This is a genomic window from Leucobacter chromiireducens subsp. solipictus (assembly GCF_016758195.1).
Taxonomy (GTDB): domain Bacteria; phylum Actinomycetota; class Actinomycetes; order Actinomycetales; family Microbacteriaceae; genus Leucobacter; species Leucobacter solipictus.
The window spans coordinates 517,274-543,199 of sequence record NZ_QYAC01000002.1 but is presented as its reverse complement, the minus strand read 5'-3'; the positions used below and the strand labels follow the sequence as shown (position 1 = coordinate 543,199).

The window sequence follows — 25,926 nt, the reverse complement described above, 5'->3', positions numbered from 1 at the left end:
AACGAGCAGGGGAACTAGACAGCTCCAACTCGACAACGAAGGTCTCTCCTATGTCAACAACCCTCCGGGTCAGTACATCTAGGCGCCCGCGAAGAACGCGCCCGTCGCGCGTGCCAGGCCGTGCAGATCGGCGACGTGCGCGAGCTCGCGTGCCGAGTGCATCGACAGCAGCGGGACCCCCACGTCCACGGTCCGGATCCCGAGCCGCGTGGCGGTGATCGGGCCGATCGTCGAGCCACAGGGCACCGTGTTATTCGACACGAACTCCTGAGTCGGGACCTCGGCCGCCGCGCACGCCCGCGCCCACAGCGCCGCCCCGTGGGCGTCACTCGCGTACCGCTGGTTCGCGTTGACCTTCAGCATCGGCCCCCGCCCGGCGAGCGGACGCACGTTCGGGTCGTGCTTCTCCGGGTAATTCGGGTGCACCGAGTGTCCTGCGTCCGCGGAGATACACCACGAGCCCGCCATCGCCTGCGCGGCCTCGTCTCGACCCGCACCCAGTCCGGCGCGCAACCGCTCCAGCACGTCGGCGAGGAACGGTCCGGCCGCGCCGGATCGCGTCTCCGAGCCGAGCTCCTCGTGATCGAACGCGGCGAGCACCGAGATGGTCCCCGCAGCGGGATCCGACTCGAGCAACGCAGCGAGCCCCGCGAAGGTGGAGCTGAGGTTGTCGAGGCGCGGCGACGCGAAGAACTCCGCGACCGCGCCGATCCGCTGAGGCGGCTGCGTGTCAAAGAGCCGCACGTCGACGCCCGCGATGTCCTCCGGCGCGAACCCCGCGTCCCCGGCAGCCCGCGCGGCGTCGCTGAGCAGCCCGGCAACGGTCACTCCCTCAGCCCCCGCACCGACCGCGAGCACCGGCTGCGTGTGCCGCTGCTTGTTCAGCGTCAGGCCCGAGTTCGCCTCGCGGTCCAGGTGGATCGCGAGCTGCGGGATCCGCGCCACGGCACCCGTATGGACCAGGTGCTCGACACCGTCGCGCGTCACCACGCGGCCGGCGATCCCGAGGTCCCGGTCCAGCCAGGAATTCAGGAGCGGGCCGCCGTAGACCTCGACCCCGGCCTGCGCCCAGCCGTCGGCACGGAAATCCGGCTGCGGCTTCAGCACGAAGCCCGGCGAATCGGTGTGCACGCCGAGCACCCGCACGGGGCTCGTCGCACTCACGCCGGCTCCGGCCCGCCACGCGATCACGGCACCGTCGCGCACCACGAAGCCGCTGCCGTGCGCGGCGTCCGCGGGCCAGGCCGCGTCCTCCGCGTGATCCGTGAAGCCCGCCGCGGCAAGCCGGGCGGCAACCTCACGGGCGGCGTGGTACGAGGTCGGCGACGCGGATACGAAGTCCGCGAACTCCCGAATGTAGGCGTCGAGATCGCGCAGCAGACCGGCCACGACTACTCCCCCGAGGTGGGGGCGACGAAGTCGTCGGCGAACTGCGCGAGCAGCCGGGCCCCGAAGCCCGTCGACCCGACCGAGCGCCACAGATCGTCACTCTCCGCCTGCATCGTGCCCGCGATGTCGAGGTGACCCCACGGGGTGCCGTCGACGAACTCGTCGAGGAACAGTGCGGCGAGGATCACACCGCCGTACTGGCCACCGATGTTCGACAGATCCGCCACGTTCGACTTCAGCTGGTCACGGTAGCGGCGATCCAGCGGGAAGCGCCAGATGTTCTCGTCCGTCGTGTCCGCCGCGGCCTGCAGCTGCGCCGCGATCTCGTCGTTGTTGGCGAGCATGCCCGCGGTGCGGGTTCCGAGCGCCATCTGCACGGCGCCGGTGAGCGTCGCGATGTCGACGATCGCGTCGGGGCGACGATCCGCCACGCTCGCGTCCTCGGTCGCCAGCACGAGTCCGTCGGCCATCACCAGGCGGCCCTCGGCGTCCGTGTTCTTCACCTCGACGGTCTTGCCGCCGCGCATCGTGAGCACGTCGCCGAGCTTCGTCGCGCTGCCCGAGGGCATGTTGTCGGTGCACATCAGCCAGCCGGTCACCGCGGTCGTGACGCCCAGATCCCGCAGCGCGGTCATCGAGGCGAACACCGATCCGGCACCCATCATGTCGAACTTCATCGCCGCGTGCATCGCGTTCGACGGCTTCAGGCTGATCCCGCCCGAGTCGTACATGATGCCCTTGCCGATGAGGGCGAGGTGGCCGTCCATGTCGGCCGGGCGGTAGCTGACCTTGATCATGCGGGGCTCCTCGATGGAGCCCGCGTTGACGCCGAGCAAGCCGCCGGTGCCGAGCTCCATGAGCTGTGCCCGGTCGAACACCTCGACCGTGAGGCCGAAGTCGGGGGCGAGGCGCTCGATCACGTTCGCGAACTTCTCGGCGCTCAGGTGCCGCGGCGGGGTGTTTGCAAGGTCGCGAGCCAGGGCCGCCGTGCGGGCCTGCACACGACCGCGGGCCACACCGGCCTCGGCGGACTCGGTGGCCTCAGCGGGCACGCCGAGCACCAGCTCGGTCAGCTCGACGGTCTTCGCCTCGCTCTTCAGGGCATCGAAGCGGTAGCGCGCCAGGAGCGCGCCCTCCGTTGCGGCGAGCGCAGCCTCATCCGCTGCGATCCCGGCGGCGATCGCGTCGCTCAGATCGACCGCGAGCCGCGGCGACTCGTGTGCCGCGCGGGTGAACGCGGCGACCGCATCGCGCAGGGCCGCGCTCGTGGTCAAGCCGGCGCCGGTACCGACCAGCACGCACAGCTGCGCGCCCGGCAACACGAGGGTCTGATTCTTGCCGCCCGTGAAGCCCGCCGCGGCGAGCGCGTCACGGGTCATGCCCGCGAGGCAATCGCAGGCCGGCAGCTCACCCTCGGCGGGCACGAAGCACGCGCGCGCCGGAGCCGCAGCGACGGCGGCCGCATCGGCGACGCGCACCTCCACCGTGTGGCTCAGAGAAGGGACGGGATCGAAACTGGGGTCAATCACAACGCTCATTGCTCCAGCCTATCCCTGCGCGCGCGGCCCCGCCCGGGAATCCCCGCGCGCCCGACCGCGTTCACGAGACCCCGTCGCGCCCAGCCGCGTTCGGGGACCCCGTCGCGCCCGCACGCGTTCACCGGCCCCGTTCACCAGACCCCACCTCCCAACGCGCAGGAGATTCACGAATCCACAGGAGCGATTCGCATCAGCGATGCCGCACTTCGGTGAATCTCCTAGGCAACGGTGACGGCACCACTGTCGACCGGCCCCAGCTCGGCCCGACCTTGGGCCCACCGGCCACAGCCCCAAAGCACGAACGGCGCAGGACCGCCTCACCAACGCGTAGGAGATTCACGATTCCACAGGAGCGATTCGCTTCAGCGGTACCCGAACCCGAAGGATCTCCGAGGGTTTCGTGACTGCCGGGGCAGACGAGGGGAGAGCGAGGTGCGGTGCGGTGCGCCGCGGTGCGCCGTGGCTGCGAACCCCACCGATTGCGACTTCCCACAATCACCCCGGGATCCCGACCCCACCCGTCCACCGCCCAACCACCCCTATTCCACGGCTCCCCTCACCAACGCGTAGGAGATTCACGAATCCACAGGAGCGATTCGCTTCAACGATGCCCGAAACCGAAGGATCTCCGAGGGTTTCGTGACTGCCGGGGCAGACGAGGGGAGAGCGGGGTGCGGAGCGGTGCGCCGTGGCTGCCAACCCCACCGATTGCGACTCCCCCACCCGATCCGGCATTTCGGCCCTACCGGTTGTGTCTCCCCCAGCGACCCCGGGATCCCGGCCCCACCCGTCCATCACCCAACCGGCCCTATCCCACAGCCCCTCACCAACGCGCAGGAGATTCACGAATCCACAGGAGCGATGCGCATCAGCGGTACTCGAAACCGAAGGATCTCCGAGGGTTTCGTGACTGGCGGGCAGACGAGGCACGAGGCGGTGGGCCGTGACAACCGGCACGAACCAGGACGGCCAGGACCGGGAAAGCCCCGTCCGGGAAGGCCCAGGCCGGGAAAGCCCGGGCCCAGCACGCCCGGACCAAAAGGCCCGGACCGGGAAAGCCCCGTCCGGGAAGGCCCGGGCCGGGGAGGCCCGGACCAGAAGGCCCGGGCCCGGGAGGCCCCGGGCCACAACCCGGGCCCTGCCCTGCCCCTAGTCGACGGCGAGGGCGGCCACCGGGGAGACCCGGATGGCGCGGCGGGCGGGCGTGACCGCGGCACCCACGGCGAGCACGAAGCCGAACAGCACGACCCCGGCGACAACAACCCACGGCACGGTGGGCGGGGCCATCCCCGCCTGCGACCCGAGGAGCGACTGCGCCGCAACCCAGCCGTAGAACACGCCGAGCACCAGCCCGAAACCGAGCGCGGCAAGCGTCATCTGGCAGCTTTCGGCGATGACCATGCGACGCACCTGGCCGCCGGTGAAGCCGAGTGCGCGCAGCAGGCCCAGTTCGCGGGTGCGCTGCAGCACGCTGAGCGACAGCGTGTTCACCATGCCCACCGCGGCGATGATCGCAGAAAAACCGACCAGTCCAGTGAACACGGCGGTGGTAATGGCGAGCGTCTCGGTGAGAGCGGCGGCCAGCGCGGGATCGTTGTCGAACGCGATCAGCGTCATGGTGCCGTATGTTTCGAGCGCGACAGCAAACATGATGACCAGCGTGACGCCGATCACAAGGCCGATCGTGGCGCGCGAACTGCGCTCAGGGAACCGCACCGCGTTGGCGGCGGCGAGCCGTCCGGTCGGTCCCTGGCCGAGCAGTTTCCCGGTGAGGCGCAGGATCGGCGGCATGATGAGGTGCGCACCGAGCGCGATCCCGGTGAAGGAGAACAGCCCTCCGAAGAAGGAAACGAGGAGCGCGAGCGGGGTGAGCATGCCGAGCAGGAGGCCGAGGGCAAGCAGCACCGCGCCGATGATGACGAGAATGATCGCCCACACGGTGCGCCCGGTGCGGCCCCGGGCGGCCTCGGGGCGCAGCTCCACGGCGGCCCCGGTCGCGGCGATGGGCGAGACGGAGCCGACGCGGCGCGATCCGGCCCAGGCCGCCGCCCAGGTCGTGAGGGCGACCACGGCGACCGAGCCCAGCGTGAGCGGATCAAACAACGGGTAGTCGCGCCCGGCGGGCAGCCAGCCGAGGCCGGGACCCCAGGTCACTGCGGCGAAGATCAACAGTTCGGCGAGCACCCAGCCGATCGCCCCGCCCAGCAGCCCCATCGTGAGCCCCTCGGCGGCAACCCGGGCACGGACCTTCCGCGAGGTGGCCCCGACGAGCCGGAGCAGCGCGATGGTGCGGGTGCGGCCGGCGATAATCGTGGCGAAGGTGTTCGCGGTCACGATCGAACCGACGTAGAGGGCGATCACGATGAAGACGAACGACACCATGAGCAGCACCATGCGGAACGTGCCCGAGCTTTCGATGAGATCCGGATCGAGCGCCGCGGACATCACCCCGGTGAACAGGATCAGCGTGCTGGCGAAGAGAGAGCTGAGCGCGGCGACCACGACGGTCGCGCCGTGCTCGCGGATTCCTGCCCCGGTGTTCATGCCGCGGCCGCGGCTTCAAGACTCAGCATGGCCTCGGAGATCTGTTCGGGCGACATGGCCTCCCGGTCGGCGACGATGCGCCCGTCGGCGAGGAACAGGATCCGGTCGGCGTGGCTCGCGGCGATGGGATCGTGGGTGACCATCGCGATGCTCTGCCCCCGTTCGACCACGGCGGCGCGCAGCAGCGCGAGCACCTCGCGTCCGGTGCGGGAGTCGAGGGCGCCCGTGGGTTCGTCGGCGAAGATCACGTCGGGCTGCGTCGCGAGGGCGCGGGCGATCGCGACGCGTTGCTGCTGGCCGCCCGAGAGTTCGTGGGGCCGGTGATTCGTGCGGCCCGCCAGGCCGAGCGCGTGCACGAGCGCGTCGATGCGCTCGCGATCCGCCTGGGGCACCCCGCGCCCATCGAGTTCGAAGGGCAGGCGGAGGTTGCCCATGACGTCCAGCGTGGGGACGAGATTGAAGGCCTGGAACACGAAGCCGATCCGGCGGCGACGCAGCCGCGTGAGTTCGGTGTCGCCGAGGTGGGTGATCTCGTCGTCGCCGAGCCAGACCCGACCCTCGGTCGCGGTGTCGAGACCGGCCATCACGTGCATCAGCGTGGACTTGCCGGATCCGGAGGGGCCCATGATCGCGGTGAACTGGCCGCGCCGGATCCCGATGGAGACGTCGTTCAGTGCGGTGACCCGGTGGTCGCCGGATCCGTAGTGCTTGCTGAGGTGCGCCACGCGCGCCACCAGTCCCATATCGCTCGGTTGAATGTCCATACTTCGACGCTACGAGCGCGGGTGTTCCCAGGGATCACCCAGGGGTACCATCCGGGTCGTCCCCCGGTGCCACGTGCGGGCGGCACCGCGGGCCCAGCGCCGGATCCCGAGCCGCCGACGCACCCATCTATATGCACGGGAATATAGTTTGGCTCGGGCCGTTGTACCCTGCATGAGAGCTTTTGGATTCCTGTCATTCGGCCACTACGGCCCCGTCCCCGGGTCACGCGTGCGCACCGCCGGGGACATGCTGCGCCAGACCATCGAGCTCGCCGAGGGGGCCGACGAGATCGGCGTGAACGGGGCCTACGTGCGCGTGCACCACTTCGCACGCCAGGCGGCCTCGCCTATGCCGCTGCTCACCGCAATGGCGGCCCGCACGAAGCGGATCGAGGTCGGCACCGGCGTCATCGACATGCGCTACGAGAACCCGCTCTACCTCGCCGAGGAAGCGGCCGCACTCGACTACATCGCCGACGGGCGACTCGCCCTCGGCGTGAGCCGGGGATCCCCCGAGACGGCGCTCCGCGGCTACGAGGCGTTCGGCTACACCGGATCCGAGGATCCGCGCGGCGCGGACATTGCGCGCGACAAGTTCGAGCTGTTCATGCAGGCGATCGAGGGTGAGGCCCTCGTGGAGTCCGACCCCCAGATGGCCCCGCCCGGACGCCTCGCGATCGAGCCCCTGTCCCCCACCCTGCGCGACCACATCTGGTGGGGTGCCGGATCGCGTGATTCGGCCGAGCAGGTGGGCCGCCAGGGCCTCAACCTCATGAGCTCGACGCTCCTCACCGAGGCCACCGGCGAGCCGCTGCACGTGCTCCAGAAGGATCAGATCGATCGCTTCCGCGCCGCATACAAGGCCGCGGGCCACACCGGCGCGCCGCGCGTCTCGGTGAGCCGCAGCGTGTTCCCGATCGTGACCGAACAGGACGAGATGTACTTCGGCCTGCGTGGGCGCGACGGCCAGGACCAGGTCGGCATCATCGACGGGATGCGCTCGACGTTCGGGAAGACGTACGCGGACACCCCGGACAAGCTCATCGAACAGCTCCTCGCGGACGACGCGGTGATGGCGGCGGACACGCTCATGCTGACCATCCCGAACCAGCTCGGCCCGGAGTACAACCTGCACGTGATGCAGGCCTTCGCGGAGCACGTCGCCCCGGCGCTCGGCTGGAAGCCGAACACTGAGGGACCCGTGGTCGGGGACGCGATCTAGGACGTCTTGGGGGCGCGGCGGAGGGAACTCCGCCGCGCCCCGATGCGTGCGCTAGACCCCGCCCGCAACGCGCAGCGTGGTGCCGGACACGTAGCTCGCGGCGTCCGAGAGCGCGAACGCCACGACCGCAGCGACCTCGCTGGGGTCCCCGGCGCGGCCCATCGGATGCCGCCCCGCGACCCGCGCCGCCCGATCCGGATCGCCCGCGCCGGCGTGAATCTCGGTGTCGATCGTGCCCGGAGCGACCCCGACCACGCGCACCCGCTGATCCGCCGCCTCGATCGCGAGCCCCTTCGTGAGCGCGTCGACCCCCGCCTTCGCGGCGGCGTAGTGCACGTATTCGCCCGGCGATCCGGTGGTTGCCGCGCCGGAGGAGATGTTCACCAGGACGCCCCCGGCGGGAAGGATCTGCAGGGCTCGACGCGCCACCAGGATCGCTGCGGTGAGGTTGAGCTCGACCACCCGCCGCACCGTGTCCGGTGCGGTGTCCACGAGCCGTCCGACGTGCAGGGTAGCCCCGGCATTGTTCACGACACCGTCGATCCGGCCGGCCCACGCGAGCGCGTCCGAGAACAGGGTGTCGATGCCCTCATCAGTGGTGAGATCCGCGGCCACAGTGCGGCACCTCACGCCCGCGGCACACACCGCGGCCTCGACCCGAGCGGCCGCAGCGGTGTCGTGCGCATACCCCAGCACAAGGTCGCAGCCCTCCGCGGCGAGCGCGAGGGCGCACGCTCGGCCGATGCCTCGGGTGCCTCCGGTGATCAGTATCGTTCGTGTGCTCACCGGCTCAGCGTAACAATGCGGCGCGATCACGGAGATCGCGATCTGACCCGCGGAGGCACTGCCCACAGAACGGATACGCGCGGTTTCGCCTAGTCGACGACCTCGTCTTGCACGTCCTCGTGCCAGGCGGGTGCCAGATCCCGCGGCGAGAGCGCCGCGCACAGCACCCCGTAGAGCATTGCGCACATCGTGCCAAACATCGCGAACCCCACGTGGGGAGGGACACCCGAGTCGAGCGCACGAGTCATCGACCACGCGCTGAGGAGCACCGTGACGAGTGTCGCGGCGATCGATCCGACAAGCCCCCGCTGCCAGCGCCGGTTCACTTTCCACCGTTCTCGGGTTCCCAGAATGCCCACCCAAGCGCAGAGCGCCGCCGCGAGCAGCGCCAACGTGGCGAGGATCCAGCCCGAGTCGAACCGAGCGACCTCACCGTCGCGGCCGAAGAAGGCTGCGAGTGGGGTGGACCAGACCGCAGGCGTGCACAGCAGAAACAGGAACACCACGGCGAACGGGACACACATGAGCCCGAGGCTGACTCGTTCCCGGAGCGCGACACCGCGCTGGGGCGCTGGCGAAGCACCGAACGACTGCATCGCACCACTTCTCTCCCCCACGATATGCCTCCCAGAGCCACCCCCATACTGCCAAGTCGACGCCGCATTCGCACGCGATGGCCGTGGGCCGGGCCCGGGGAAGCACCGCGATCGATCGCGCGACAGTTCCGTTCGTCCCCGCCTTGCCATACTGGGGTGATGAGTGCCTCGGTGACGTGGATGGAGCGGCGGCAGATCACGCTGTACCTGCTCGCGCTGGCCGCAGGTGCGGCCGCGGGACTCCTCCTCCCGGGGGTTGCCGATCCGGCCGGGCTCGCGGTCACCCCCGCACTGGGCCTGCTGCTGTACGCCACCTTCCTCGGAGTGCCGTTTGGCAGGATCGGGATCGCGCTGCGCGACTGGCGCTTCCTCGGCGCCGTGCTCGCCCTGAACTTCCTGGTCGTGCCGGTGGTGGTGTTCACACTGACCCGCGGGATCGCGCACGATCAGGCGCTGCTGATCGGCGTGCTCTGCGTACTTCTCACCCCCTGCATCGACTACGTGATCGTCTTCACGGGGCTCGCGGGCGGCGCACAGGATCGGCTACTCGCCGCCGCCCCGGTCCTGATGCTCGCGCAGATGCTCGCGCTGCCGCTGTACCTGTGGCTGTTCGTCGGGGGCGAGCACATGGGCTGGATCGATCCGGCACCGTTTGTCGAGGCGTGTGTCACGCTGATCCTGATCCCGCTCGGCGCGGCCGCGCTCACCCAGTTCGCCGCCGCGCGGGTGCGCTGGGGTCGAGTCCTCTCAGACGTCGCGTCGCAGTCCATGGTGCCGCTCATGATGCTCACCCTCGCGGTCGTCGTTGCGTCGCAGATCGGCGGGGTGCGCGGTCACCTCGGGGCGCTGGCCCCCGCGATCCCAATATTCGTCGCCTTCGCGGTGCTGATGGTTCCGCTCGGGGCGGTGGTCTCGCGGGCCGCGGGGCTCGATCTCAGTGGCCGCCGCGCAGTCGTGTTCAGCGGGGTGACCCGCAACTCACTCGTGGTGTTGCCGATGGTGCTGGCACTGCCGGCTGGCTTCGAGATCGCGCCGCTCACGGTCGTGCTGCAGACGCTGATTGAGCTTCTCACCATGGTCGTGCTCGTCCGGGCGCTCCCGCGGCTGATGCCCCAGACCCGGGCGTCGGCTACCGTGGAGTGATGGTCGACAGCGTACTGATGGGCATGGCCTCCGCCGCGGTACTCCTCGGGGGCAGCTTCGTGGTGCTCTGGCTCGGACGGGCCTCCGCGCGTGGCGCGCTCGGACGCAACCACAGTGTCGGGCTGCGCACCCGGTGGACGCTCGCCTCCGACCGGGCGTGGGACGCCGGCCACCGCGCGGGCGCGCAGCGGGTGCGCGTTGCCGGGTGGGGCGGCGTGATCGGAGCCGTGGCCACCGTCGCCAGCGGGTTCCTTCCCGTGGCGGGCGCCTCGGAGAACCTCACGAACGGGGTGATCACCGCGGGGATTCTCGGGTCGTCCGTGTGGCTGGTTGCCTGGGTCCTTGCCGCCGGGATGGCCGCGAACCGGGCGGCGCGGGCGGTCTCCGAGCGGACGGTCTCCGAGCGGACCGCGACCCCGCACTCCGACGGGACATAGCACCCCGCGCCCACGCGCGTCGGCCGCGACGTCACGCGCGCGGCGTGGTGATGACGAGCACCCCCTCGCCCGGGCCGGCGACAACCCGGTACCGGTGCGCCGCGGCACTCGACCAGCTCGCTGATTCCCCGGCGTGCACCACCGTCTCGGCACCGAGTGGCCCCACGCCGAGCGCGCCCCCGATCACCATCAGGTGTTCCGTCACCCCGTCCCCGTGCCCCGGCGAGGTGTGGCCGCCGCCCGCGGGAAACTCGACTCGGAATACCTCGACCGTCCGATCCGGCAGGCGGCGGACCGAGAGGAGGATGGTGCGCACCCCGGCGTCCGTGGTTGCGTCGACGCCCGGCGTCTCCCCCAGGATCGCGGTGATCGGCACGTTCAGGGGCGCGCAGAGGGCGTACAGCGTTTCGATGGTGGGGTTGCGTTTTCCCGCTTCGAGTTCCGAGAGCGAGCTCTTACTGACACCGGCCAGGCGTGCGAGTTCCGACAGGCTCAACCCGCGCGTTGCCCGGATCCCGCGCAGATTCTCCCCGATGTCTCGCAGCGTCATACCTCAAATGATACGTTCTGTTTATGAAACGTTCGGGAGAAAGAACAGGTGCGGCGTCCGTTCGCGTCCCGATCAGCGCTGGCATCCTGGCCAGCATCGTCGCGTTCAGCGCCGCGTTTTCCATCATCATCGCCGGGTTGGAGGCCGCCGGCGCCAGCCACGCCCAAGCGGTGTCGGGACTCGTCATCCTCGCGGTCGTCAGCGGCGGAATCTCCGTGTTCATGTCCTGGCGGACGCGGATGCCGTTGACCGCGGCCTGGTCCACCCCGGGTGCCGCGCTCCTCATGGCGACGCCGATGGTCGCCGGCGGGTGGCCGGTCGCCGTGGGCGCATTCGTGGTCTGCGGGATCCTCCTCGCCGTCACCGGGCTCTTCCCCGTCGTGTCGCGCCTGGTGCAGCGGATTCCTGCCACCCTCATCCAGGCCATGCTCGCCGGCATTCTGTTTCCGCTCGCGGTCGCGCCCGTCTCCGCCGTCGCGAGCCACCCACTCACCGTCGCGCCGATCCTCATCGTCTGGCTGGTCCTCAGCCGCGTCCGCCCCCAGTGGGCAATCCTCGGTGCCCTCGTCACGGCGCTCACGGTGATCGGATTCCACATTGGCGGCACGGGCACCGCGTTCAGCACCGCGGAGTTTCTCCCTCGCCTTGAGTGGACCACCCCCGAGTTCACCCTCCAGGCCCTCATCAGCCTCGCGATCCCGCTCTACATCGTCACGATGGCGTCGCAGAACATTCCCGGCGTCGCGGTGATGCAGAGCTTCGGCTACACCATCCCCTGGCGTTCCCCCCTCACTCTCACCGGCCTCGGCACCGTGCTCACCGCACCGCTCGGTGGGCACGCCATCAACCTCGCCGCTATTAGCGCCGCGTTGATCGCCGGCCCCGAGGCAGGCCCCCACGGGCGGCGCTGGATCGCGGGCATGTCCGCGGGGAGCACCTCGATCGTGCTGGGGGTCCTCAGCCCAGGACTTGCGACGCTGATCCTCGCGGGCCCCGCCGGGGTCTTGCCCGCGCTCGCCGGTGTCGCCCTGCTGCCCACGTTCGTGTCCGCGCTCTCGCAGTCACTCGCGCTTGCGGCGCAACGCGTTCCGGCCGCAGTCACGTTCCTCGTTGCCGCATCCGGCGTCAGCGTCCTCGGACTGAGCTCGGCGTTCTGGGCGCTCGCCGCAGGCCTCCTCGTGCGCGCGGCACTCACGATCGGGCACCCGCGCCGCACGGACGCCCCGGAAACGCCCGTGGACACCGCGTAAACTCGGACCATGACAGGTGAGTGGGATGCCCGGGTGGACGCGTTCTGGCGCACCGTCGAGGACATGCCCGCGGACCAGGTGCTCCCCGGCATGCGCCGGATCGTGGCGGAACGCCCCGCGGACGATCCCGCCGCCGTGTACGAGTGGGCTTCGGCTCACGACTATCTGGGGCGGGAGGACGCGGCGATCCCGCTGTACGAGGCGGCGCTCGTGCAGGGACTTTCGGGCGAACGCCGTCCGCAGGCGGTAATTCAGCTCGCGAGCTCGCTGCGCAACGTCGGGCGGGCCGAGGAGGCGGTTCGACTGTTGCAGGGCCTCGGCACAGACCCCGTCACGGGCGACGCGGCCCAGGCGTTTCTCGCGCTGTCCCAGTGGTCTGCCGGGCGGCCCGCCGAGGCATTCCAGACCGCCCTCACCGCACTGTCACGGACCCTGCCGCTCTACCGACGCTCGATCGAACGCTCCGCCGCGGAACTCAGCGCAGAGGCGAAATCTGATCCGGCGTCGGCTCCGGTGCCGGCTCCGGTGCCGGTGCCGGTGCCGGTGGAGCCACGGTCGGATCGCGCCGGATCTCGGCCGCTGGTATTGCGGCCCGTGCACGGCCCGAGTGAGTACCCCGCGCTCGTGGCGATCTGGCGCAGCGCCGTACGCGCCACCCACGACTTCCTCAGTGAGGACGATTTCCGCCGGATCGAGGCGCAGCTCGCCCCCGCCTACTTCCCCGCCGTCACACTCACCGTGGCCGAGCGGGACGGGGCGCCCGTCGGCTTCGCGGGGACTGTGGACGGCGGCCTCGAAATGCTGTTCGTATCTGATGCGGCACGCGGCGGCGGTGTCGGCTCAGCGCTCCTCGCGGACGCGATCGCCCGCCACGGCGTCACCCGGGTCGACGTCAACGAGCAGAATCCCGGGGCTGCCGGGTTCTACCGCAGCCGCGGTTTCGTACCGACAGGGCGGAGCGAGCTCGACAGCGACGGTCGCCCCTACCCGATCCTGCACCTCACGCTCCCGGAATAGCGCCAGCCGCGCGGCCCGCCCGCGCCCCGGCTGCGTGCCGGGTGCGTGCCGGGTGCGTCCCGTGCCAGATCCAGCAGGCCGCCCCACCACACAGCTGTGGCCTCGGCACCATGCCGAGGCCACAGCCGCACACCGCTGAGCGCGTTACTTCTTCAGCTCCGCACGGTGCAGGAACGCGGCGGTCGCCTCACGACTCGTCGCCCCCTTCGGCACAAACTTCACCGTGCCATTCGACTGCTTCACACCCGTGGTGATCTTGTTCGACGCCATCCACTTGATCTCCTTCGCGAACTTGTGGTTCGCCGGGATATCCGTGAAGTTCTGCGGGGCCGAACCCACAGGAATCGACTTCGCGTACTGACGGTACATAAACGCGGCCATCGCCTCGCGGGTGATCGTCGCCTTCGGATCAAACTTTCGCTTGCCGTTACCCAGGTTGATACCCGTGGTGACCTTGTTCTCGTATGCCCACATGATCTGCGTGTAGAACTGGTCACCCTTCTTCACGTCCACAAACGGGGACGCACCCTTGGGCGTGTAATTCTTCACACCGTTCGCACGGTACAGGAACGCGATCATCGCCTCGCGCGTCACGCTGTCCTTCGGCAGGAACTTGTAGCTGCCGTTCGTTTGCTTCACGCCGGTCGTGATGCCCGAATCGGCAAGCCACCGAATATCCGCGTAGAACGGGGCCCCCTGCTTCATGTCCGTGAAGGTCGGGGCCGTCGGCTTCGGCTTCGGTGCGAAGTGCGAACGGACGTCAATCGGCTGCAGGCGCAGATGCTGGGAAGCCGCGACCTTCAGTGTTGACGCCTGAGCCTTGGTGGTCGTCCCCGTAGCGACGCCAGGCTGCGCGCTCTTTCCGCTGTAGTAGACCGTCTTGCCGTTGTTCAGTCCGAAGCTCAGGAGGTAATTCCCCGGTGCCAGAATCGGGCACCAGTACAGTTCCCCAGCGCCCCCTGCCTGGCACACTCCGGCGGCTGACAGATCCGAGAACGGGTTCGACAGCAGGCCAAGTCCGTTTGGCATCACCGTCGCGGTCACGGCTTTGCCGGTAGCCGTGTTCGTGAAGGAGATCGAATCGATCTTGTCTTTTGCTCCGGTGGGGAGCGCGAATCCGAGCGTCGCCTGCCCCGTGACCTGCAGCTCAGTGGTCAGCCCGGACACGTCCGAGCCGGCAACCGTCACCTTGCCGGGCAACAGTTGGTGGCCGTTGGCGGCGAGCCAGGTCCGATATTCCCCGGACGGCACATCCGTCGCAGACCATGCCCCGGTCGCGGTGTCCAGCGTGGCATTCACCCAGCGCGCCCCCGGGGTGTTGGCCCCGGCAAGGTATGCTGCGTTCACCAGGCCCATCGGCGGGTTGGTCAGTTTCATTCCTGCGGGGATCGTGATCGTCCCGCTGGCACTGTAGGTGTCGGCTGCCGCCGGGGCATCAGCGGGGGCGGCCCCTGCGCGTTCGTTCGGTTCAAGCGCGGGGGCTTCGAGGGGCTCCTCGCTCAGGCGGAGTCCGTCTGCGCCAGGAAGCTCGAGTGTGGTTTCCGCCTGCCCTTCGCCCCCGGTGCCACTTTCGAGATCACCCGGTGCCTCGAGTTCCGCGCTCACCGGCGCTCTCGGCAGCTCAGGATCCGCGACCGCGAAGGCGGCCGATCCGCCAAGTGTGAGTGCGGGGATGAGCGCGCACGCGAGCGCGATCCCCGCAATGTTCTTCTTCGAACTGACAAGTTCCTTCGATATGGCAGCCCTGGAAAAAGGCATCAAACTTCTCTAGCCTAGCTCGCACTCAGCGTACACCGATGTTTCACAGTGGCGATATCGAGGGAAAGAAGAGAATTACCCCTGGGTACTCACGGCTCTGCCGCGCCAGGCCGAGGAGAGCGTGGCGCTCCCACCCTGGGTCCGCGGCTCAACTCCCAGCCGTCCCACAAGCGGCAGATGATCCGCGGAGATCCCGAAGCGCGCGTGCAATCCGGCGAAGAGCGCCAGAGCGATGAAGCTGCTCAGGAGTTTGTCCATCACCGAGGTCGTGATGTTGGAGAAGAACACCGCGGGGATCAGCGGGACCCCGGCATCGGTAAACCGCCCCCAGATCAGGTCTCCGGCGTGGCCGTTGCCGCCCCCAAATTGCAGGACCAGGATCGGGACGGCGACGATGCTGCACACGACGGCGGTTCCGATCGCCAGGAGGAAAAAGCGTGAGAAGTCTCGGCCCATGTTGAACTTGCGGACCCCGTACCCCCACGACAGGGCACCGGCAACGGCAACCAGGCTGAACAGGAGCGTGTGGCCCTGCGCAATCGGGAGGGTAGACAGGTTCGAGAGCAGCGCAACGCCAACACCCCACCAGGGACCGAGCACAATCGCCGCCGTCGCCGTCCCGATCATGTCGAGATAGACGGGCAAGCCCACGGCGCGCACGGTGATGTCGCCGACGTAATTGAGGATGATGCAGCCAAGCAGGAACGGGATCAGGAATCCTCGGGGAAGCTGTGCACGCGCGAGGAACTGACGGGCAGGCTTCCGAGGTTCCTGGCCGCCGTGCGGTGTCGCGTGCGGGCGTGGGGCGGGCGCGACCGGGAGCGGCCGCTGGGCGTCACGGCAGCGAGCGGCCCACGCGTCTGCTTCCTCGTCGGTAGCTCCCAGCGCGAGCACGATATCCCGCACCAGAGCGACATCGACGCGCACCCGTCCCTCGCGGAATGCGTCGTACACCGTCGATCGCGCCGGTGCCGCGGTCGCGGGGTCCACGCCGCGGGTGATCCGCTGCTCGGTGATCCTTCGCACGAGTTCCGCATACGACACTGAGGCCGAGGCCTTCAACTCTTGCAGCTCCAACGCGATCTCGTCGAAACGGCTGACGCACTCTCGTTCTTGAGGTTCCGGGTGCATCGATACCTCGTTTCTTACCTGTTCAGCCCGGCCAAGCTCCGGGCTCTCAGCGTACCTTCGAAATCCCAGGCGTGGAGTTGGTGCGGCGAGTTTCCGCCCGCAGTTGTCTGAATCTCGCATACACTCGTCCAGTTCCCACCATCGACTCTCGAGGCTTGGAGAAGCATGTTGCAGCGCACCACAGGCGACGGGCACATTGTGGTTGGGGCGGGAATCGTGGGAGCTTCGGTCGCGTATCATTTGAGCGCCCTCGGCCAACGCGTCACGCTCATCGAGAGCGGTGAGCCTGGCTCTGGCGTGTCAGGTCGGTCCTTCGGATGGGTGGGGCGTCCGCCGGGAATCCCCAGCCCCACAGGTGCCCTCCGGCACATCGCCCAGACGGAGTACCGGCGCCTTGAGTCGGAAATACCCGACCTGAACATCCTTTGGACCGGGTCGTTGACCTGGGACGGTTTCAATCCTCACCCCACACCTCGATATGCCGTCTCCGACGCACACGCGCGGGAACCACGGCTCCGGCAGCCGCCCGGCACGGCGTACTTCAGCCCGGACGATGGGGCGATCGATCCCGCCCACGTCGCCCGTCGCTTGGTTTCTACGGCGCGCGATCTCGGCGCCGTGGTACACGCCGATACTCCGGTGACTGGCCTCGTGGTGACTGACGGGCGGATCGCGGGGGTGCGAACGTCCCGGGGCAATGTGGCGGGTCGCAGCGTCATCCTCGCAGCAGGTGCAGGATCTGCGACCCTGTTCCCGCCGATCGGCCGCCATACGGTGGCGTACACGTCACCGGCAGTGCTCGTCAGGCTCCGTGCAGAGGCCGGGCTGGTGCGCGGGATCGTGGGCACCGCGGATTTCGAAGTGCGCCAGTTCCCTGATGGGACGCTCTGGTGTCCACGGGAGTATTCCGGCGAGCAGACTCGGGCTGATCGCGACGCGACGGCGCGCGCGACGATCGCGGATCTCGAGGCACACTTCGCTCGTGTGGGACGGGTGGAGCCAATCTCCGTCGAGGTGGGCTGGCGGCCGATGATCGCGGACGGGGAACCGCTGATTGGCCCGCATCCCGACCTTCCGGGCCTCACCCTCGCGGTCATGCATCAGGGCGTCACGCTGGGGGCGGCGGTCGGCCGTGTCCTCGCTGAGGAGCTGGTCTCCGGAGTTGCCGCGAGCGAACTGGCCGGGTGCCGGCCAGCGCGATTCTCACTCAACTGAATCACCGTCCGCGCCGTCACGCGTGAACACGAGTACGGATTGTGACATTTCGACACCACGCACGACCACGGTGTGTTCCGCTTCGACGCGAAAGCCGTGCGCCAGAAAGAACGGTCGCGCGGTATCGCTTGCGTAGGTGCGCACGTGAGAAAGGCGGCGTGATGCTGCGTGCGCGAGCGACTTCGTCAGGAGGGCTGCGGCGATGCCGCGCCGCCCGAAGTCCGGGTCAACGAACAGCATGTCGATCGTGCCCGCTGAGTCGAGGTCGATGAAGCCCAGCACACGGCCGTCGATCTCCGCGACCCAGGTGTCCGCGGCGGAACGGTCCGCGTGCCACGCCGGGACGGTGCGCCCCTCGCGGTGCGCCCAGGCCGCACGCTGCGCTTCCGAGTAGTGTGCCCGTGCGGTGCGATCAATTGCGCGGAAGAACACGGTGAGCGTTGCTTCGGCATCTGTGTCGGTATAGCGCCGAATCAGCATGTTCTCCCCTGCTCTGCGCGTGTGCCGCGCATCGTTGCGGCGGGCTGCGCGCTCGGTTCCGGTTCGTTCCCTTCCCGAGTCACGTTTCGGGTCGCGATGAGCGTCCCCACCGGGCGGGTGCCGCCGTCCGTGCGGGAACGCACGGACACGACCTCGAAGCCCGCCTCCTCCACGAGCGCAGTAATTCCCTCGGCGGACCAGGTGAACGCGGTCGTGATCGCGTGATCGAACGGCTCCCCGTGGGGCCCGTCGAAGTACCCGAGCGCAAGGCCCCCGCCGGGTGCGAGGGCGCGGGCAAACTCTGCCAGTGGGCGATCGAGCCGCGCGGGTTCCGAGTGGATCAGCGAGAACCACGACAGCACGCCGCCCAGCGTGCCATTGTGGACCGGCAGTGCCGTGGCCTCCCCGAGCGCGTAGCTCACGTCGGGGTAGCGACGCTGTGCGTCCGCGATGAAGCCGCGTACTGGGTCGATCCCCGATATCTTCAGGCCGCGTGAGTGCAGCAGATGTGTCCATTGCCCAGGCCCGCACCCGACATCCAAAATCGGGCCGGCGAGGTCTTGAGCCCACGCCAGGATGTCGTCCTGATCAACACGAGCCGCCCGGTCGATCGTCCCGACTACGTCGATGTACTCCGCGACACGCGCCTCGTAGGCCGCGCTCACGGCGGCAGTGCCCGCAGCCATTTTTTCCCGCTTCCCACTGGTCACCATGTTCCTCCAGGGTATGTGCCCTCCGGGAGAGCGAAGCACGGCGATCCCGAGGCGATGCGGATCACGCCGGGTTCGCCCTCCGCAACGATGTAATTCTCCACGCCGTCCGGCGCGATGAGTTGGAGTTCATGTTGGCCCACGACGTTGAGTCGAGTGCTCATCGTGAATGTCGTGTGGTCAAAACGCGACTCGACGTGATTCACCGCCTCGACCGGGTCAATCTCTGCTGCGAGTGTCACCTCTGTTAGGCCGTTCCAGGTCTTCTCGTCGGCCCCACAATCAAGAAGGAAGCCGTCAGGGGTTTGCAGGGTCTCTACGACCCACGGCTCCGGAATTGACTCAGCGATCTCTCGTTCCCGAGCTTGCGTGCTGCGCTTTGCTTCGAGCCAACTAGGGCCATTTTCTTCGCTTGTCACGGAGGCACCGTGCCCTTCCGAACAGCCAGCAATAACGAGCACGCAAAGCACGACATTCCACATCACTGAGCGTTTCACTTGGTTCATTGACTGACCAACCTTCTGACGTCTTCGAGGATTCGCCGATTCGCTGGGCTCGCCGTCACAATCAGGTCGTGGTTGCGCGTGAGCACGCGGAGCTTTTCCGGGGTGTCACGAAGTGATGGGCTTGCCAGCACACCGTCGTCGGGCCCCTGATACAGCGGAAACTTCGCGAAGCCGGGGTGATTGCGCGGCGTATTTCCGCGCCACACGTATCCCTGCCGTTGCGCCCCTTGCAAGATATCTGGGTAGCTCAGGTCGAAGTATCCTGTCGTAGCTCGGGCTCGCCAGTCCGCGGGCATGCCAGCCCCGGACAGCGAGATGACGGTGTCGTACCGCGCCCCAGCGATCTCCGATGCGGTGAGATTCGCGAGACCCCAACTGTGACCGATCCCGATCTGCGTCACGCTGGCGAGCGCCGGATCGCTCCGCAGGGCGGCACCGAAGCGACTCAACTGTTCACCGGCGCGGAGCGCAACCTCCGAGTGGTTCGCTTCTCGAATGCGCAACGCTTGCGGCCCACGGCCCGAGGGTTCCTCTCCGGGAAACAGTCCGTCCTTGTACACGAAAACGAGCGTCCCCGGCGTCCCTTGGATGAGTGCGTGTCCGATCTGTTGCACCCGCCCCGTAAAAAAGGAGTCCATACCGGTATAGGTGCCAGGCACGTAGGTGACCGCGCGTTGCGTTGCGGCGGTGGGGCTGCCGAGGGCCTCCACAATGCGCGATTCGCCTCGGTCATACAGCACCAACTGCACCTCGCCGTTGCCGACACGACCCAGGTAGGCGAGCTCATTTCTGAGCAGTTCGGCTCGCCTGTTGCCCGCTGACGTTCCGGCACCGTCCAGGTCACGGAGTTCCGCTCGGACCTCGCGAATGAGCCCCGGCACGCGGAGGGCGTTCGCCCGGATTCGCGCGGCGACGGGGAGCCCGTCGAGACTCCCCCACACCTCCGGCATGCTCCGGAGGAGCAGCGCCTGGCGCGGACTCAGCTCATCACCGCTCTGCCCGTCACCGCACTGCCCATCACCACTGTCGCCCGCAGCCATCCGTGCCCACCATGCCGCGATCGTTCGCGCATCGAGCTGTTGCACCTGCACGCCGAGCCCAGGAAGCGCGGCACGCAGCGCGACCACGTCCGCGTCGCTTGCGGTGGCGAGCGACGCGAGCAGCTCGACGGTGTCCCGATCGCGTGGTCGGGTCGTGGCAAGTCCACGCATCGCGCTCGGGTGCAGCACCCCGCCTCCGGCCGCCACGAACGCCTCGGCGACCCGAGTCACCCACTGCGCATCTGCCTCGTTCTCGGCCAGGTACGCCTGGAATCCGTGCAGGACGGTGACGGACTCGACCCGCACCCAGGGTGACGAAGTGAGCACCCCCGTCCATGCGTTCCACACCGCGCTGAGCTGCCCCTCAAGCTGGCGGGTGCTCGCCCGAGAGCGTGACACGAAGACCATCAACTGCTCAGGGGTCGCTCCGCTGCGCCCCTCGGCGGTGCGATGCGGTTCACGGACCCGACGACGCGCGCTAAAACGTGCGGAGAGCGTGGGCGGGGCGATCGCAACGGTGCTCGGACGAGGATCGCCATTGAGTGGGCTGGGATGCGCGAGGCCGCTCGCGTGCATCAGGGCCGCGACGGGCGAGGTGAGCTCGTGGGCGCGGAGTACCTGGCGCGCCTCCCACTCACTGAGGAGACGCTGGCGAGTGCGTTCTTCGCGAGCACGCACCTGGGCCTGCTGCACCTGCTCGGCCAGCTCGATGAGCACACCGGCGAGCGTACCGCGGTCGTCCGCTTCCCCGGCGCAGACACGTTCCAGGAGCCTCACTACGGGGCCGACGCACCCGGTGAGCACGTACTCCGCGGCAGCCCGGCGCGGCGCGGCCTGCGCGTGAAGCTCTTCAGCGGCCGTTCGCGCTGCACGGGTGAACCGTTCAGCGGCGACCTCATCGAATTGCACGGGCATTCGTCACCTCCGCGGCGTTCGACCGGTCGGCGGTCATCGTCTGGACGAACACCGTTTCCCCGCCGGCGCACAGGTACCCCCGTCCTGGGGTGACGGGAACGGGGGCGCGGCGCGGCAGCCGCACTCCCAACAGCTCCCCGTCGAGGTCCGGGTCTGGCTGCAGGAGTATGCCGGTGCGCGCAGCGCGCACGTCCGCCGTCCAGTGGACGTAGCGAGATCTGAGTTCTGCGCTGCGCCCGGCACACACGAGGTGGCACTGCGGCGGCACCGTCCGCAGGAACACGTCGAACGCGGTGTCGCTCCCGGTCAGACGATCCGCATCATCGACAAGGAGTAGCACTCGATCGCCCGAACGCCCGAGTGCAACAAGCTCTGTCAGGAGCTCATCGATGCCCGCGCGGGTGCTGGCGGTGCGATCGAGCGGCGCGGAACTTAACGGCGACCGGGGTGGGGCGATCCCCCAGACCGCGATACCCGGGGTCGCTACCGTTCGGAGTAGCGTGGCGATCCCGAGCAACAGTGAGGAGCGGCCCGAGCGCGGCGGTCCGGCAATCAGCGCGTGCTCGCCGTCATACAGCTCAAGCGTGGCGGGTTCCAGGGTGTCTTCTCTCACCCCGACCGGGATCAGGATCGGTTCGCCTCCGAGCTCCGGCTGACGCGCGATATCTCTCGTGGTCACGACTGCGGGGAGCACCCCGACCGGGTCGCGGAGAGCGGGGTGTCCGTTCCATCGTTCGCTGATCTCTTGCACCCGATCGCCGAGAGGCTCCGTCGGTCGCGCGATCTGCAACTGCCGCTGCGTGGCGAGGTCCACGCAGCGGCCGGGAACTGCGACCGGGATCGCAGCCCCGCGGATCCCAAGCGCAGCGTATGCACTCGCATCAGGGAGCCGAAACACCCAACGCTGCTCGGTCGTGTCCTCGAGCATTGCCGGCACCGCCCGTGGCCGGGTCGCGGTCATCGCAAAAGAGACCCCCACCTGCGGTCCGTCCGAATAGGCCTGCAACAGGCCCTCCCAGAGTTCTAGAGTCTCCGGTTCGTCCAACTCGTCACGCAGTGCAGCAAGCCCATCAATAAGCACTACCGTTCGCCGCCAGGGGCCGGTGTCGCGCTGCCTCCGACGAATCTCCTCGGGTATATACCGGAGGAGGCGGAGGCGTCGCTCACGGTCCCCCTCCCCGACCCACACACTCGTGTGTGGCAGCGGCGCGAGCTCGCGGAGTCGCCCGGCACCGGCGTCGAGACAGAGGATCTCCAGCTCCTCCGGCGCGTGCGCGTGTGCGAGCACCACCCCGATGCTGTGCAATGCGGTACTCGTACCGCTTCCAGGCAGACCGATCAGCAACAGGTTTCCCTTGGCAATCTGCCATCCGGCGGCCACCTGACGTTGCCGCTCGGGCTCGTCCGCGAGCGCAACATTCGCGGCGACACCTGTGCCGCCTGGGAGTTGAGGAAGGCTCACGAGATCAGCGCACGTACCGAGTGGTGGGGGCCAGACAGGCCGGGGTGGGGCGAGGCCACTTTCGCGGTACGCGCGACAGATCACGTCGATCACGCCGTCCAGCTCCGTCGGCGCGCCAGGTTCGGGCCCGCTCTTCGATGCGGATTCCGTCGCCACAGGACGGATCGGTACCCCGAAGCCGTCGAGGCTCCGAACGGTCACCGGTGCGCCATCACCCGTCTCCGGTTTCCCGGTCACAAGCGCCGTCTGCACCGAAACGAGGTCGTCCGCGCCGCGCCGGATCAACGCTCGCCCGGGGAGATGTCGCGAAATCTCAGCGGCCTCCGGCGCGCCAATCACACTGGTGGAGTCCTCCCGGCTCTGCACTCGCAAGGCGATACGCAGGTTTGTGTTCGTCAGAATGTCCTCCGTCACCACGCCCGCCGGTCGTTGCGTTGCGAGGAGCAGGTGTATTCCGAGGGTGCGCCCCACCGCGGCGATACTGACGAGCGAGGCTAAGACGTCCGGAAACTCCTGTGCGAGCATCGCGAACTCGTCGATCACCAGCACGATCCTGGGCATCGGAGACGAGGGGCGCGAGGCGACGTAGGCGGAGAGGTTTTCAATGCCCGCCCCGGCGGCCGCGAAGAGCCGCTGCCGACGCCCCAATTCGGCCGTGAGTGCACGGACCGCGCGAGACGCGAGCCCGGCGTCTAGATTCGAAATGGTCCCGATCGTGTGCGGCAGCCGCTCGCAGGCTGCAAAGGCTGCCCCGCCTTTGAAATCAATCAGGATGAAATTGAGTCGGCTGGGATCGTGACTCGCGGCGAGACCGGCCACGAGCGTCCGGAGGAACTCGGACTTCCCAGATCCCGTCGTTCCCCCCACGAGCCCGTGGGGGCCATCGGCCACGAGATCTACCGAGCACACGTCATCGCCGGTCCGCCCGATCGGGGCCGACAGCCCTGAGGCGCGCGCCCAGCGTGCCCGAATCCCTTCCGAAGTCAGTGGAGCGGGCGCGAGCACGCTCGAAAGCGGCACCTCACGCGGAAGACTGGCATCAGCGCGGCGAGACTCCGGGTCTGTGAACCGGGCAAGCGCACGCGCGGCGGCTTCTGCATGCGAGAGACCGACACTGCCCATCGTCACATCGTCGAGGCGCATCGCGGTGCGCGTATCGAGCACGGATGCCCGCCCCGCGGCACTGAGCGACACGACCGTCGTGCAGTCTGCCGGGAGATCGGTAGCCCGACGGACCAGCACGATCCCACTGACCTGAGCAGGCGTCAGCTCGTCCCGGGGGACCTCACGAGGCCGATCTCGCGCGGCTTCGGCGCGTCGACCCGATCCGAGGAGCGACCGCGCGGGCGACTCTTGATTCCGCAGCAACTCGACGGAATCGATGACAGCCACGTGCGCAGGATTCGCGCCGCGAGCGACGGCTCGTGCGAGCTTCCGCAACATCTCTTGCCCCGCAGGCACCGTGCCCGAGAGCCATCGCGCGCCCTGCGGGTCTCCCGGCACGCCGGTGTGCGGGAGCCACCCAGCCCACCGCCACGCAGCTTCACTCCTCTCGTCGCTACTCACGCTCACCGTGAGATCCGCTGGCCCACTGTGCACCGTCGCCTGCAGGATCAGCCCCCGGGCAACGGCCTGCGCCTGTTCGCGATCCCCCACGATCCCAATCACCCCGGCGTTCCCCAGGTCTGCGGCGAGCGCTGCGTCAGGTAGCACGGTCTGGTCGAGAACTGCGCGCACCCGGTCGTCCAGCGTCGTGCCCTGCGTCGACTCAACCGGAGGCACCCAGGCCTGGGTGGCGATCCCGAGATACAGGCGCAGAAAGTCCGAATCCACCGCGCGCTGCTGCCACAGCTGGGTGGAGGCGGTGAATGCCCGGCGGAGCACCACCGCGAGATCCGGTGTTGCCTCGAGACGACGCCGCGACTCCGCGCTCGCCGCCGTTGCGACACGGTCACGAAAGTCTGCGAGCGCGACGCGCATCCGGGCTTCCTCGGCGCGGATCTGCACCCGTCGTCGACGGCGCTGATCCAAGTGTGATCCCAGCGCCAGCACCGGGCTCAGGAGGGCGAAGAGGGCGAAACGGAAGTCTCCGAGCACGATCACGAGTGCACCAGACGCGATCAGCGGCAACAATATTGCGGCCCAGTTCAGCGGGGTCGTTTCGGGAATCTCCTGCGGTGCAGGGACGGAGACCGGACTCACCGTGTGGGTCTCACGTATGCGCGGCGGCCGGTTGAAGGGGACCGTTCCGAGTGAGGATCGCTGCTCGCCAGCAGCCAGGGCGGCGCCTCCGGACTCCCGGCGGTGAGCGACCGTCAGCACCGCATCCCCAACTCGGAGTACCTGATCCGAGGTGACAACCACGCCGTCGCGGCCGAGCCGTGATCCCCCGTGCACGGTACCGTTGCGGGAGCCGGCATCCAGAATGCGAACTGCGTCCCCTGCGCGCTCCAACGTGCAATGAAGCCAGGATGCCGATGCGGACCGCACTGTCACATCGGCCCGCGGCGACCGTCCCACCGTCAACGTCGCCCCGTCAGGCAGCGCGACCGCCGCCTCTGAGTCGGAGCCGGCAATGACCGAGACAACCCAACCGTCACTCGGCATCTCGGAGCACGGCAGTTCGAGCCCCGTGGGCCCCTGGTCTGCCAGGGCAATGGCGAGCGTGCTGCCCTCCCACAACCCCGCGTCGCCCAGCGGGGTCTGCACGCTCATGCGCGTTGAGCGCCCCCTGCCCGCGCTCTGATCGACGGTCACCGTGGCGTCCGCCGCCGGACTATGCCCTCGGTTGCGGAGGAGGTCGCGAATCGTCGCGTTCGGCGACCACCGGAGCAGCTCGCACGTATCCACCACTCCTGCGTGCGCTATCGAGATCCGCATCTGCACTCCGTTCGCCGTTCACCGATCCCGGACGGGAGTTCGGTGGCCACGAGTGTACGAAGCTCGCCACGGAACCGCCGGGGTTATCCACAGGCCTGCTTCGTTCTCGGCAGATTGGCGCTTCCGCGGATCCCGTGGACCACGCGACCGCCGTCCACAGGTGTCCCCGACTCTTCGTTATTCACAGATTGGAGCCGAGCGGCCCTCCGCTCAGAGCCCCATGTCTATCGTGGTGTCCACCAGCCCGACCCGTTCGGGTATCCCCCTGCGAACCGGAGGTTCCCATGTCACGAGTCCTCACGACCGACGAGGCACGTTCCGCCATACGTCAGATACAGTCCATCATCGGCGGTGGCTTCACCGAACAAATCAGTCGCCTGGATGCTCAGGGACGGATCCTGTCGGATGCAAACGTGTGGGACGGGCCGTTGGCGGCCCAGTTCCGCGGTTCCGTCTGGCCCGACACGAAATCCGCCTTGGACACCGCCAAGAACGAGCTTGAACAGTTGCGGGTGCAGCTGGATCGGATCTCACAAGATATCTTCGCCGCTGGAGGAGCCACGTAGATCCGTCCCGCGCCGCGGTGGGAGGCT

22 protein-coding genes and 1 pseudogene are annotated in these 25,926 nt (G+C 68.6%); 8 read left to right on the top strand and 15 right to left on the bottom strand.

Annotated features, from left to right (window positions below; translation table 11 throughout):
• Positions 1-78: 78 nt before the first annotated feature.
• The 4 genes from D3230_RS05835 to D3230_RS05820 form a co-directional block, all read right to left on the bottom strand.
• Complete coding sequence (locus tag D3230_RS05835) at positions 79-1,380, bottom strand: M18 family aminopeptidase (RefSeq protein WP_202344103.1); 1,302 nt, start codon at positions 1,378-1,380, stop codon at positions 79-81.
• Between the two features lie 11 nt (positions 1,381-1,391).
• A complete protein-coding gene (locus D3230_RS05830) occupies positions 1,392-2,927 on the bottom strand; it encodes a leucyl aminopeptidase family protein (RefSeq protein ID WP_202344054.1) in 1,536 nt (511 codons plus the stop codon).
• Positions 2,928-4,076: 1,149 nt separating this feature from the next.
• Positions 4,077-5,471 carry an ABC transporter permease gene (locus D3230_RS05825; RefSeq protein ID WP_202344053.1) on the bottom strand — a complete coding sequence of 465 codons (1,395 nt, stop codon included), beginning with the start codon at positions 5,469-5,471 and terminating at the stop codon, positions 4,077-4,079.
• Complete coding sequence (locus tag D3230_RS05820) at positions 5,468-6,235, bottom strand: ABC transporter ATP-binding protein (protein WP_202344052.1); 768 nt, start codon at positions 6,233-6,235, stop codon at positions 5,468-5,470. The genes D3230_RS05825 and D3230_RS05820 overlap by 4 nt, the downstream gene beginning before the upstream one ends.
• A gap of 172 nt (positions 6,236-6,407) precedes the next feature.
• Here D3230_RS05820 and D3230_RS05815 point away from each other — a divergent pair, with 172 nt between their 5' ends.
• Positions 6,408-7,457 carry an LLM class flavin-dependent oxidoreductase gene (locus tag D3230_RS05815; protein WP_202344051.1) on the top strand — a complete coding sequence of 350 codons (1,050 nt, stop codon included), beginning with the start codon at positions 6,408-6,410 and terminating at the stop codon, positions 7,455-7,457.
• Between the two features lie 51 nt (positions 7,458-7,508).
• Here the strand turns inward: D3230_RS05815 and D3230_RS05810 are convergent, their stop codons facing one another.
• The gene (locus D3230_RS05810) at positions 7,509-8,243 is read right to left on the bottom strand and encodes an SDR family NAD(P)-dependent oxidoreductase (RefSeq protein ID WP_337249106.1); all 735 of its coding nucleotides are present in this window, start codon (positions 8,241-8,243) and stop codon (positions 7,509-7,511) included.
• 89 nt (positions 8,244-8,332) lie between these two features.
• Positions 8,333-8,767, bottom strand: a complete 435-nt coding sequence (locus D3230_RS05805; RefSeq protein WP_237466966.1) for a hypothetical protein — start codon at positions 8,765-8,767, stop codon at positions 8,333-8,335.
• Positions 8,768-8,998: 231 nt separating this feature from the next.
• Between D3230_RS05805 and D3230_RS05800 the strand changes: the two genes are divergently transcribed.
• Positions 8,999-9,982: an arsenic resistance protein gene (locus D3230_RS05800; protein WP_202344049.1), complete on the top strand. Its 984-nt coding sequence runs from the start codon at positions 8,999-9,001 to the stop codon at positions 9,980-9,982.
• Positions 9,982-10,419 carry an SdpI family protein gene (locus tag D3230_RS05795; RefSeq protein ID WP_202344048.1) on the top strand — a complete coding sequence of 146 codons (438 nt, stop codon included), beginning with the start codon at positions 9,982-9,984 and terminating at the stop codon, positions 10,417-10,419. Before D3230_RS05800 ends, D3230_RS05795 begins: the two co-directional genes overlap by 1 nt.
• A gap of 31 nt (positions 10,420-10,450) precedes the next feature.
• Here D3230_RS05795 and D3230_RS05790 read toward each other — a convergent pair whose 3' ends face one another.
• Positions 10,451-10,969, bottom strand: coding sequence for a helix-turn-helix domain-containing protein (locus D3230_RS05790; RefSeq protein ID WP_202344047.1), 519 nt, complete (start codon positions 10,967-10,969; stop codon positions 10,451-10,453).
• Positions 10,970-10,992: 23 nt separating this feature from the next.
• Between D3230_RS05790 and D3230_RS05785 the strand changes: the two genes are divergently transcribed.
• Positions 10,993-12,219 (top strand): benzoate/H(+) symporter BenE family transporter, encoded by a 1,227-nt coding sequence (locus tag D3230_RS05785; RefSeq protein WP_202344046.1) that lies wholly within the window; start codon positions 10,993-10,995, stop codon positions 12,217-12,219.
• Positions 12,220-12,228: 9 nt separating this feature from the next.
• A complete protein-coding gene (locus tag D3230_RS15890) occupies positions 12,229-13,236 on the top strand; it encodes a tetratricopeptide repeat protein (RefSeq protein ID WP_237466965.1) in 1,008 nt (335 codons plus the stop codon).
• Positions 13,237-13,380: 144 nt separating this feature from the next.
• On the opposite strand, the gene D3230_RS05770 is transcribed toward D3230_RS15890, so the two are convergent.
• On the bottom strand, positions 13,381-14,994 hold the full coding sequence (locus D3230_RS05770; protein WP_202344045.1) for an S-layer homology domain-containing protein: 1,614 nt from the start codon (positions 14,992-14,994) through the stop codon (positions 13,381-13,383).
• 75 nt (positions 14,995-15,069) lie between these two features.
• Positions 15,070-16,125 (bottom strand): ECF transporter S component family protein, encoded by a 1,056-nt coding sequence (locus D3230_RS05765; RefSeq protein WP_202344044.1) that lies wholly within the window; start codon positions 16,123-16,125, stop codon positions 15,070-15,072.
• 165 nt (positions 16,126-16,290) lie between these two features.
• On the opposite strand from D3230_RS05765, the gene D3230_RS05760 reads away from it, so the two are divergent.
• The gene (locus tag D3230_RS05760) at positions 16,291-17,340 is read left to right on the top strand and encodes an NAD(P)/FAD-dependent oxidoreductase (protein ID WP_202344043.1); all 1,050 of its coding nucleotides are present in this window, start codon (positions 16,291-16,293) and stop codon (positions 17,338-17,340) included.
• Here D3230_RS05760 and D3230_RS05755 read toward each other — a convergent pair.
• From D3230_RS05755 to D3230_RS16490, 6 genes and pseudogenes are all read right to left on the bottom strand, one after another.
• On the bottom strand, positions 17,329-17,820 hold the full coding sequence (locus tag D3230_RS05755) for a GNAT family N-acetyltransferase (RefSeq protein ID WP_202344042.1): 492 nt from the start codon (positions 17,818-17,820) through the stop codon (positions 17,329-17,331). The two genes, D3230_RS05760 and D3230_RS05755, sit on opposite strands and share 12 nt — an antisense overlap.
• Positions 17,814-18,506 carry a class I SAM-dependent methyltransferase gene (locus D3230_RS05750; RefSeq protein ID WP_202344041.1) on the bottom strand — a complete coding sequence of 231 codons (693 nt, stop codon included), beginning with the start codon at positions 18,504-18,506 and terminating at the stop codon, positions 17,814-17,816. Before D3230_RS05750 ends, D3230_RS05755 begins: the two co-directional genes overlap by 7 nt.
• Before the next feature lie 20 nt (positions 18,507-18,526).
• Positions 18,527-19,036 (bottom strand): hypothetical protein, encoded by a 510-nt coding sequence (locus D3230_RS05745; protein ID WP_202344040.1) that lies wholly within the window; start codon positions 19,034-19,036, stop codon positions 18,527-18,529.
• The gene (locus D3230_RS05740; RefSeq protein WP_202344039.1) at positions 19,033-20,991 is read right to left on the bottom strand and encodes a hypothetical protein; all 1,959 of its coding nucleotides are present in this window, start codon (positions 20,989-20,991) and stop codon (positions 19,033-19,035) included. Before D3230_RS05740 ends, D3230_RS05745 begins: the two co-directional genes overlap by 4 nt.
• Positions 20,972-24,655 carry an FtsK/SpoIIIE domain-containing protein gene (locus D3230_RS15885; protein WP_337249105.1) on the bottom strand — a complete coding sequence of 1,228 codons (3,684 nt, stop codon included), beginning with the start codon at positions 24,653-24,655 and terminating at the stop codon, positions 20,972-20,974. Before D3230_RS15885 ends, D3230_RS05740 begins: the two co-directional genes overlap by 20 nt.
• Before the next feature lie 138 nt (positions 24,656-24,793).
• Positions 24,794-25,060: pseudogene (locus tag D3230_RS16490) on the bottom strand (FHA domain-containing protein); the annotation flags it as partial.
• On the opposite strand from D3230_RS16490, the gene D3230_RS15880 reads away from it, so the two are divergent.
• Positions 25,029-25,199 carry a hypothetical protein gene (locus D3230_RS15880; protein WP_237466963.1) on the top strand — a complete coding sequence of 57 codons (171 nt, stop codon included), beginning with the start codon at positions 25,029-25,031 and terminating at the stop codon, positions 25,197-25,199. The pseudogene D3230_RS16490 and the gene D3230_RS15880 overlap by 32 nt on opposite strands.
• 418 nt (positions 25,200-25,617) lie before the next feature.
• Positions 25,618-25,899 carry a pyrophosphorylase gene (locus D3230_RS05730; protein WP_202344037.1) on the top strand — a complete coding sequence of 94 codons (282 nt, stop codon included), beginning with the start codon at positions 25,618-25,620 and terminating at the stop codon, positions 25,897-25,899.
• The last annotated feature ends 27 nt before the right edge of the window (positions 25,900-25,926 follow it).

Coding starts and splice junctions, on each gene's coding strand:
- D3230_RS05755 (WP_202344042.1), bottom strand. CDS start 17,820: ATGCTGATTCGGCGCTATACCGACACAGATGCCGAAGCAACGCTCACC.
- D3230_RS05795 (WP_202344048.1), top strand. CDS start 9,982: ATGGTCGACAGCGTACTGATGGGCATGGCCTCCGCCGCGGTACTCCTC.
- D3230_RS05820 (WP_202344052.1), bottom strand. CDS start 6,235: ATGGACATTCAACCGAGCGATATGGGACTGGTGGCGCGCGTGGCGCAC.
- D3230_RS05825 (WP_202344053.1), bottom strand. CDS start 5,471: ATGAACACCGGGGCAGGAATCCGCGAGCACGGCGCGACCGTCGTGGTC.
- D3230_RS05805 (WP_237466966.1), bottom strand. CDS start 8,767: ATGTGTGTCCCGTTCGCCGTGGTGTTCCTGTTTCTGCTGTGCACGCCT.
- D3230_RS05785 (WP_202344046.1), top strand. CDS start 10,993: ATGAAACGTTCGGGAGAAAGAACAGGTGCGGCGTCCGTTCGCGTCCCG.
- D3230_RS15880 (WP_237466963.1), top strand. CDS start 25,029: ATGACCGAGACAACCCAACCGTCACTCGGCATCTCGGAGCACGGCAGT.
- D3230_RS05730 (WP_202344037.1), top strand. CDS start 25,618: ATGTCACGAGTCCTCACGACCGACGAGGCACGTTCCGCCATACGTCAG.
- D3230_RS15890 (WP_237466965.1), top strand. CDS start 12,229: ATGACAGGTGAGTGGGATGCCCGGGTGGACGCGTTCTGGCGCACCGTC.
- D3230_RS05830 (WP_202344054.1), bottom strand. CDS start 2,927: ATGAGCGTTGTGATTGACCCCAGTTTCGATCCCGTCCCTTCTCTGAGC.
- D3230_RS05770 (WP_202344045.1), bottom strand. CDS start 14,994: ATGCCTTTTTCCAGGGCTGCCATATCGAAGGAACTTGTCAGTTCGAAG.
- D3230_RS05745 (WP_202344040.1), bottom strand. CDS start 19,036: ATGAACCAAGTGAAACGCTCAGTGATGTGGAATGTCGTGCTTTGCGTG.
- D3230_RS05800 (WP_202344049.1), top strand. CDS start 8,999: ATGAGTGCCTCGGTGACGTGGATGGAGCGGCGGCAGATCACGCTGTAC.
- D3230_RS05740 (WP_202344039.1), bottom strand. CDS start 20,991: ATGCCCGTGCAATTCGATGAGGTCGCCGCTGAACGGTTCACCCGTGCA.
- D3230_RS05750 (WP_202344041.1), bottom strand. CDS start 18,506: ATGGCTGCGGGCACTGCCGCCGTGAGCGCGGCCTACGAGGCGCGTGTC.
- D3230_RS05815 (WP_202344051.1), top strand. CDS start 6,408: ATGAGAGCTTTTGGATTCCTGTCATTCGGCCACTACGGCCCCGTCCCC.
- D3230_RS05765 (WP_202344044.1), bottom strand. CDS start 16,125: ATGCACCCGGAACCTCAAGAACGAGAGTGCGTCAGCCGTTTCGACGAG.
- D3230_RS05760 (WP_202344043.1), top strand. CDS start 16,291: ATGTTGCAGCGCACCACAGGCGACGGGCACATTGTGGTTGGGGCGGGA.
- D3230_RS05790 (WP_202344047.1), bottom strand. CDS start 10,969: ATGACGCTGCGAGACATCGGGGAGAATCTGCGCGGGATCCGGGCAACG.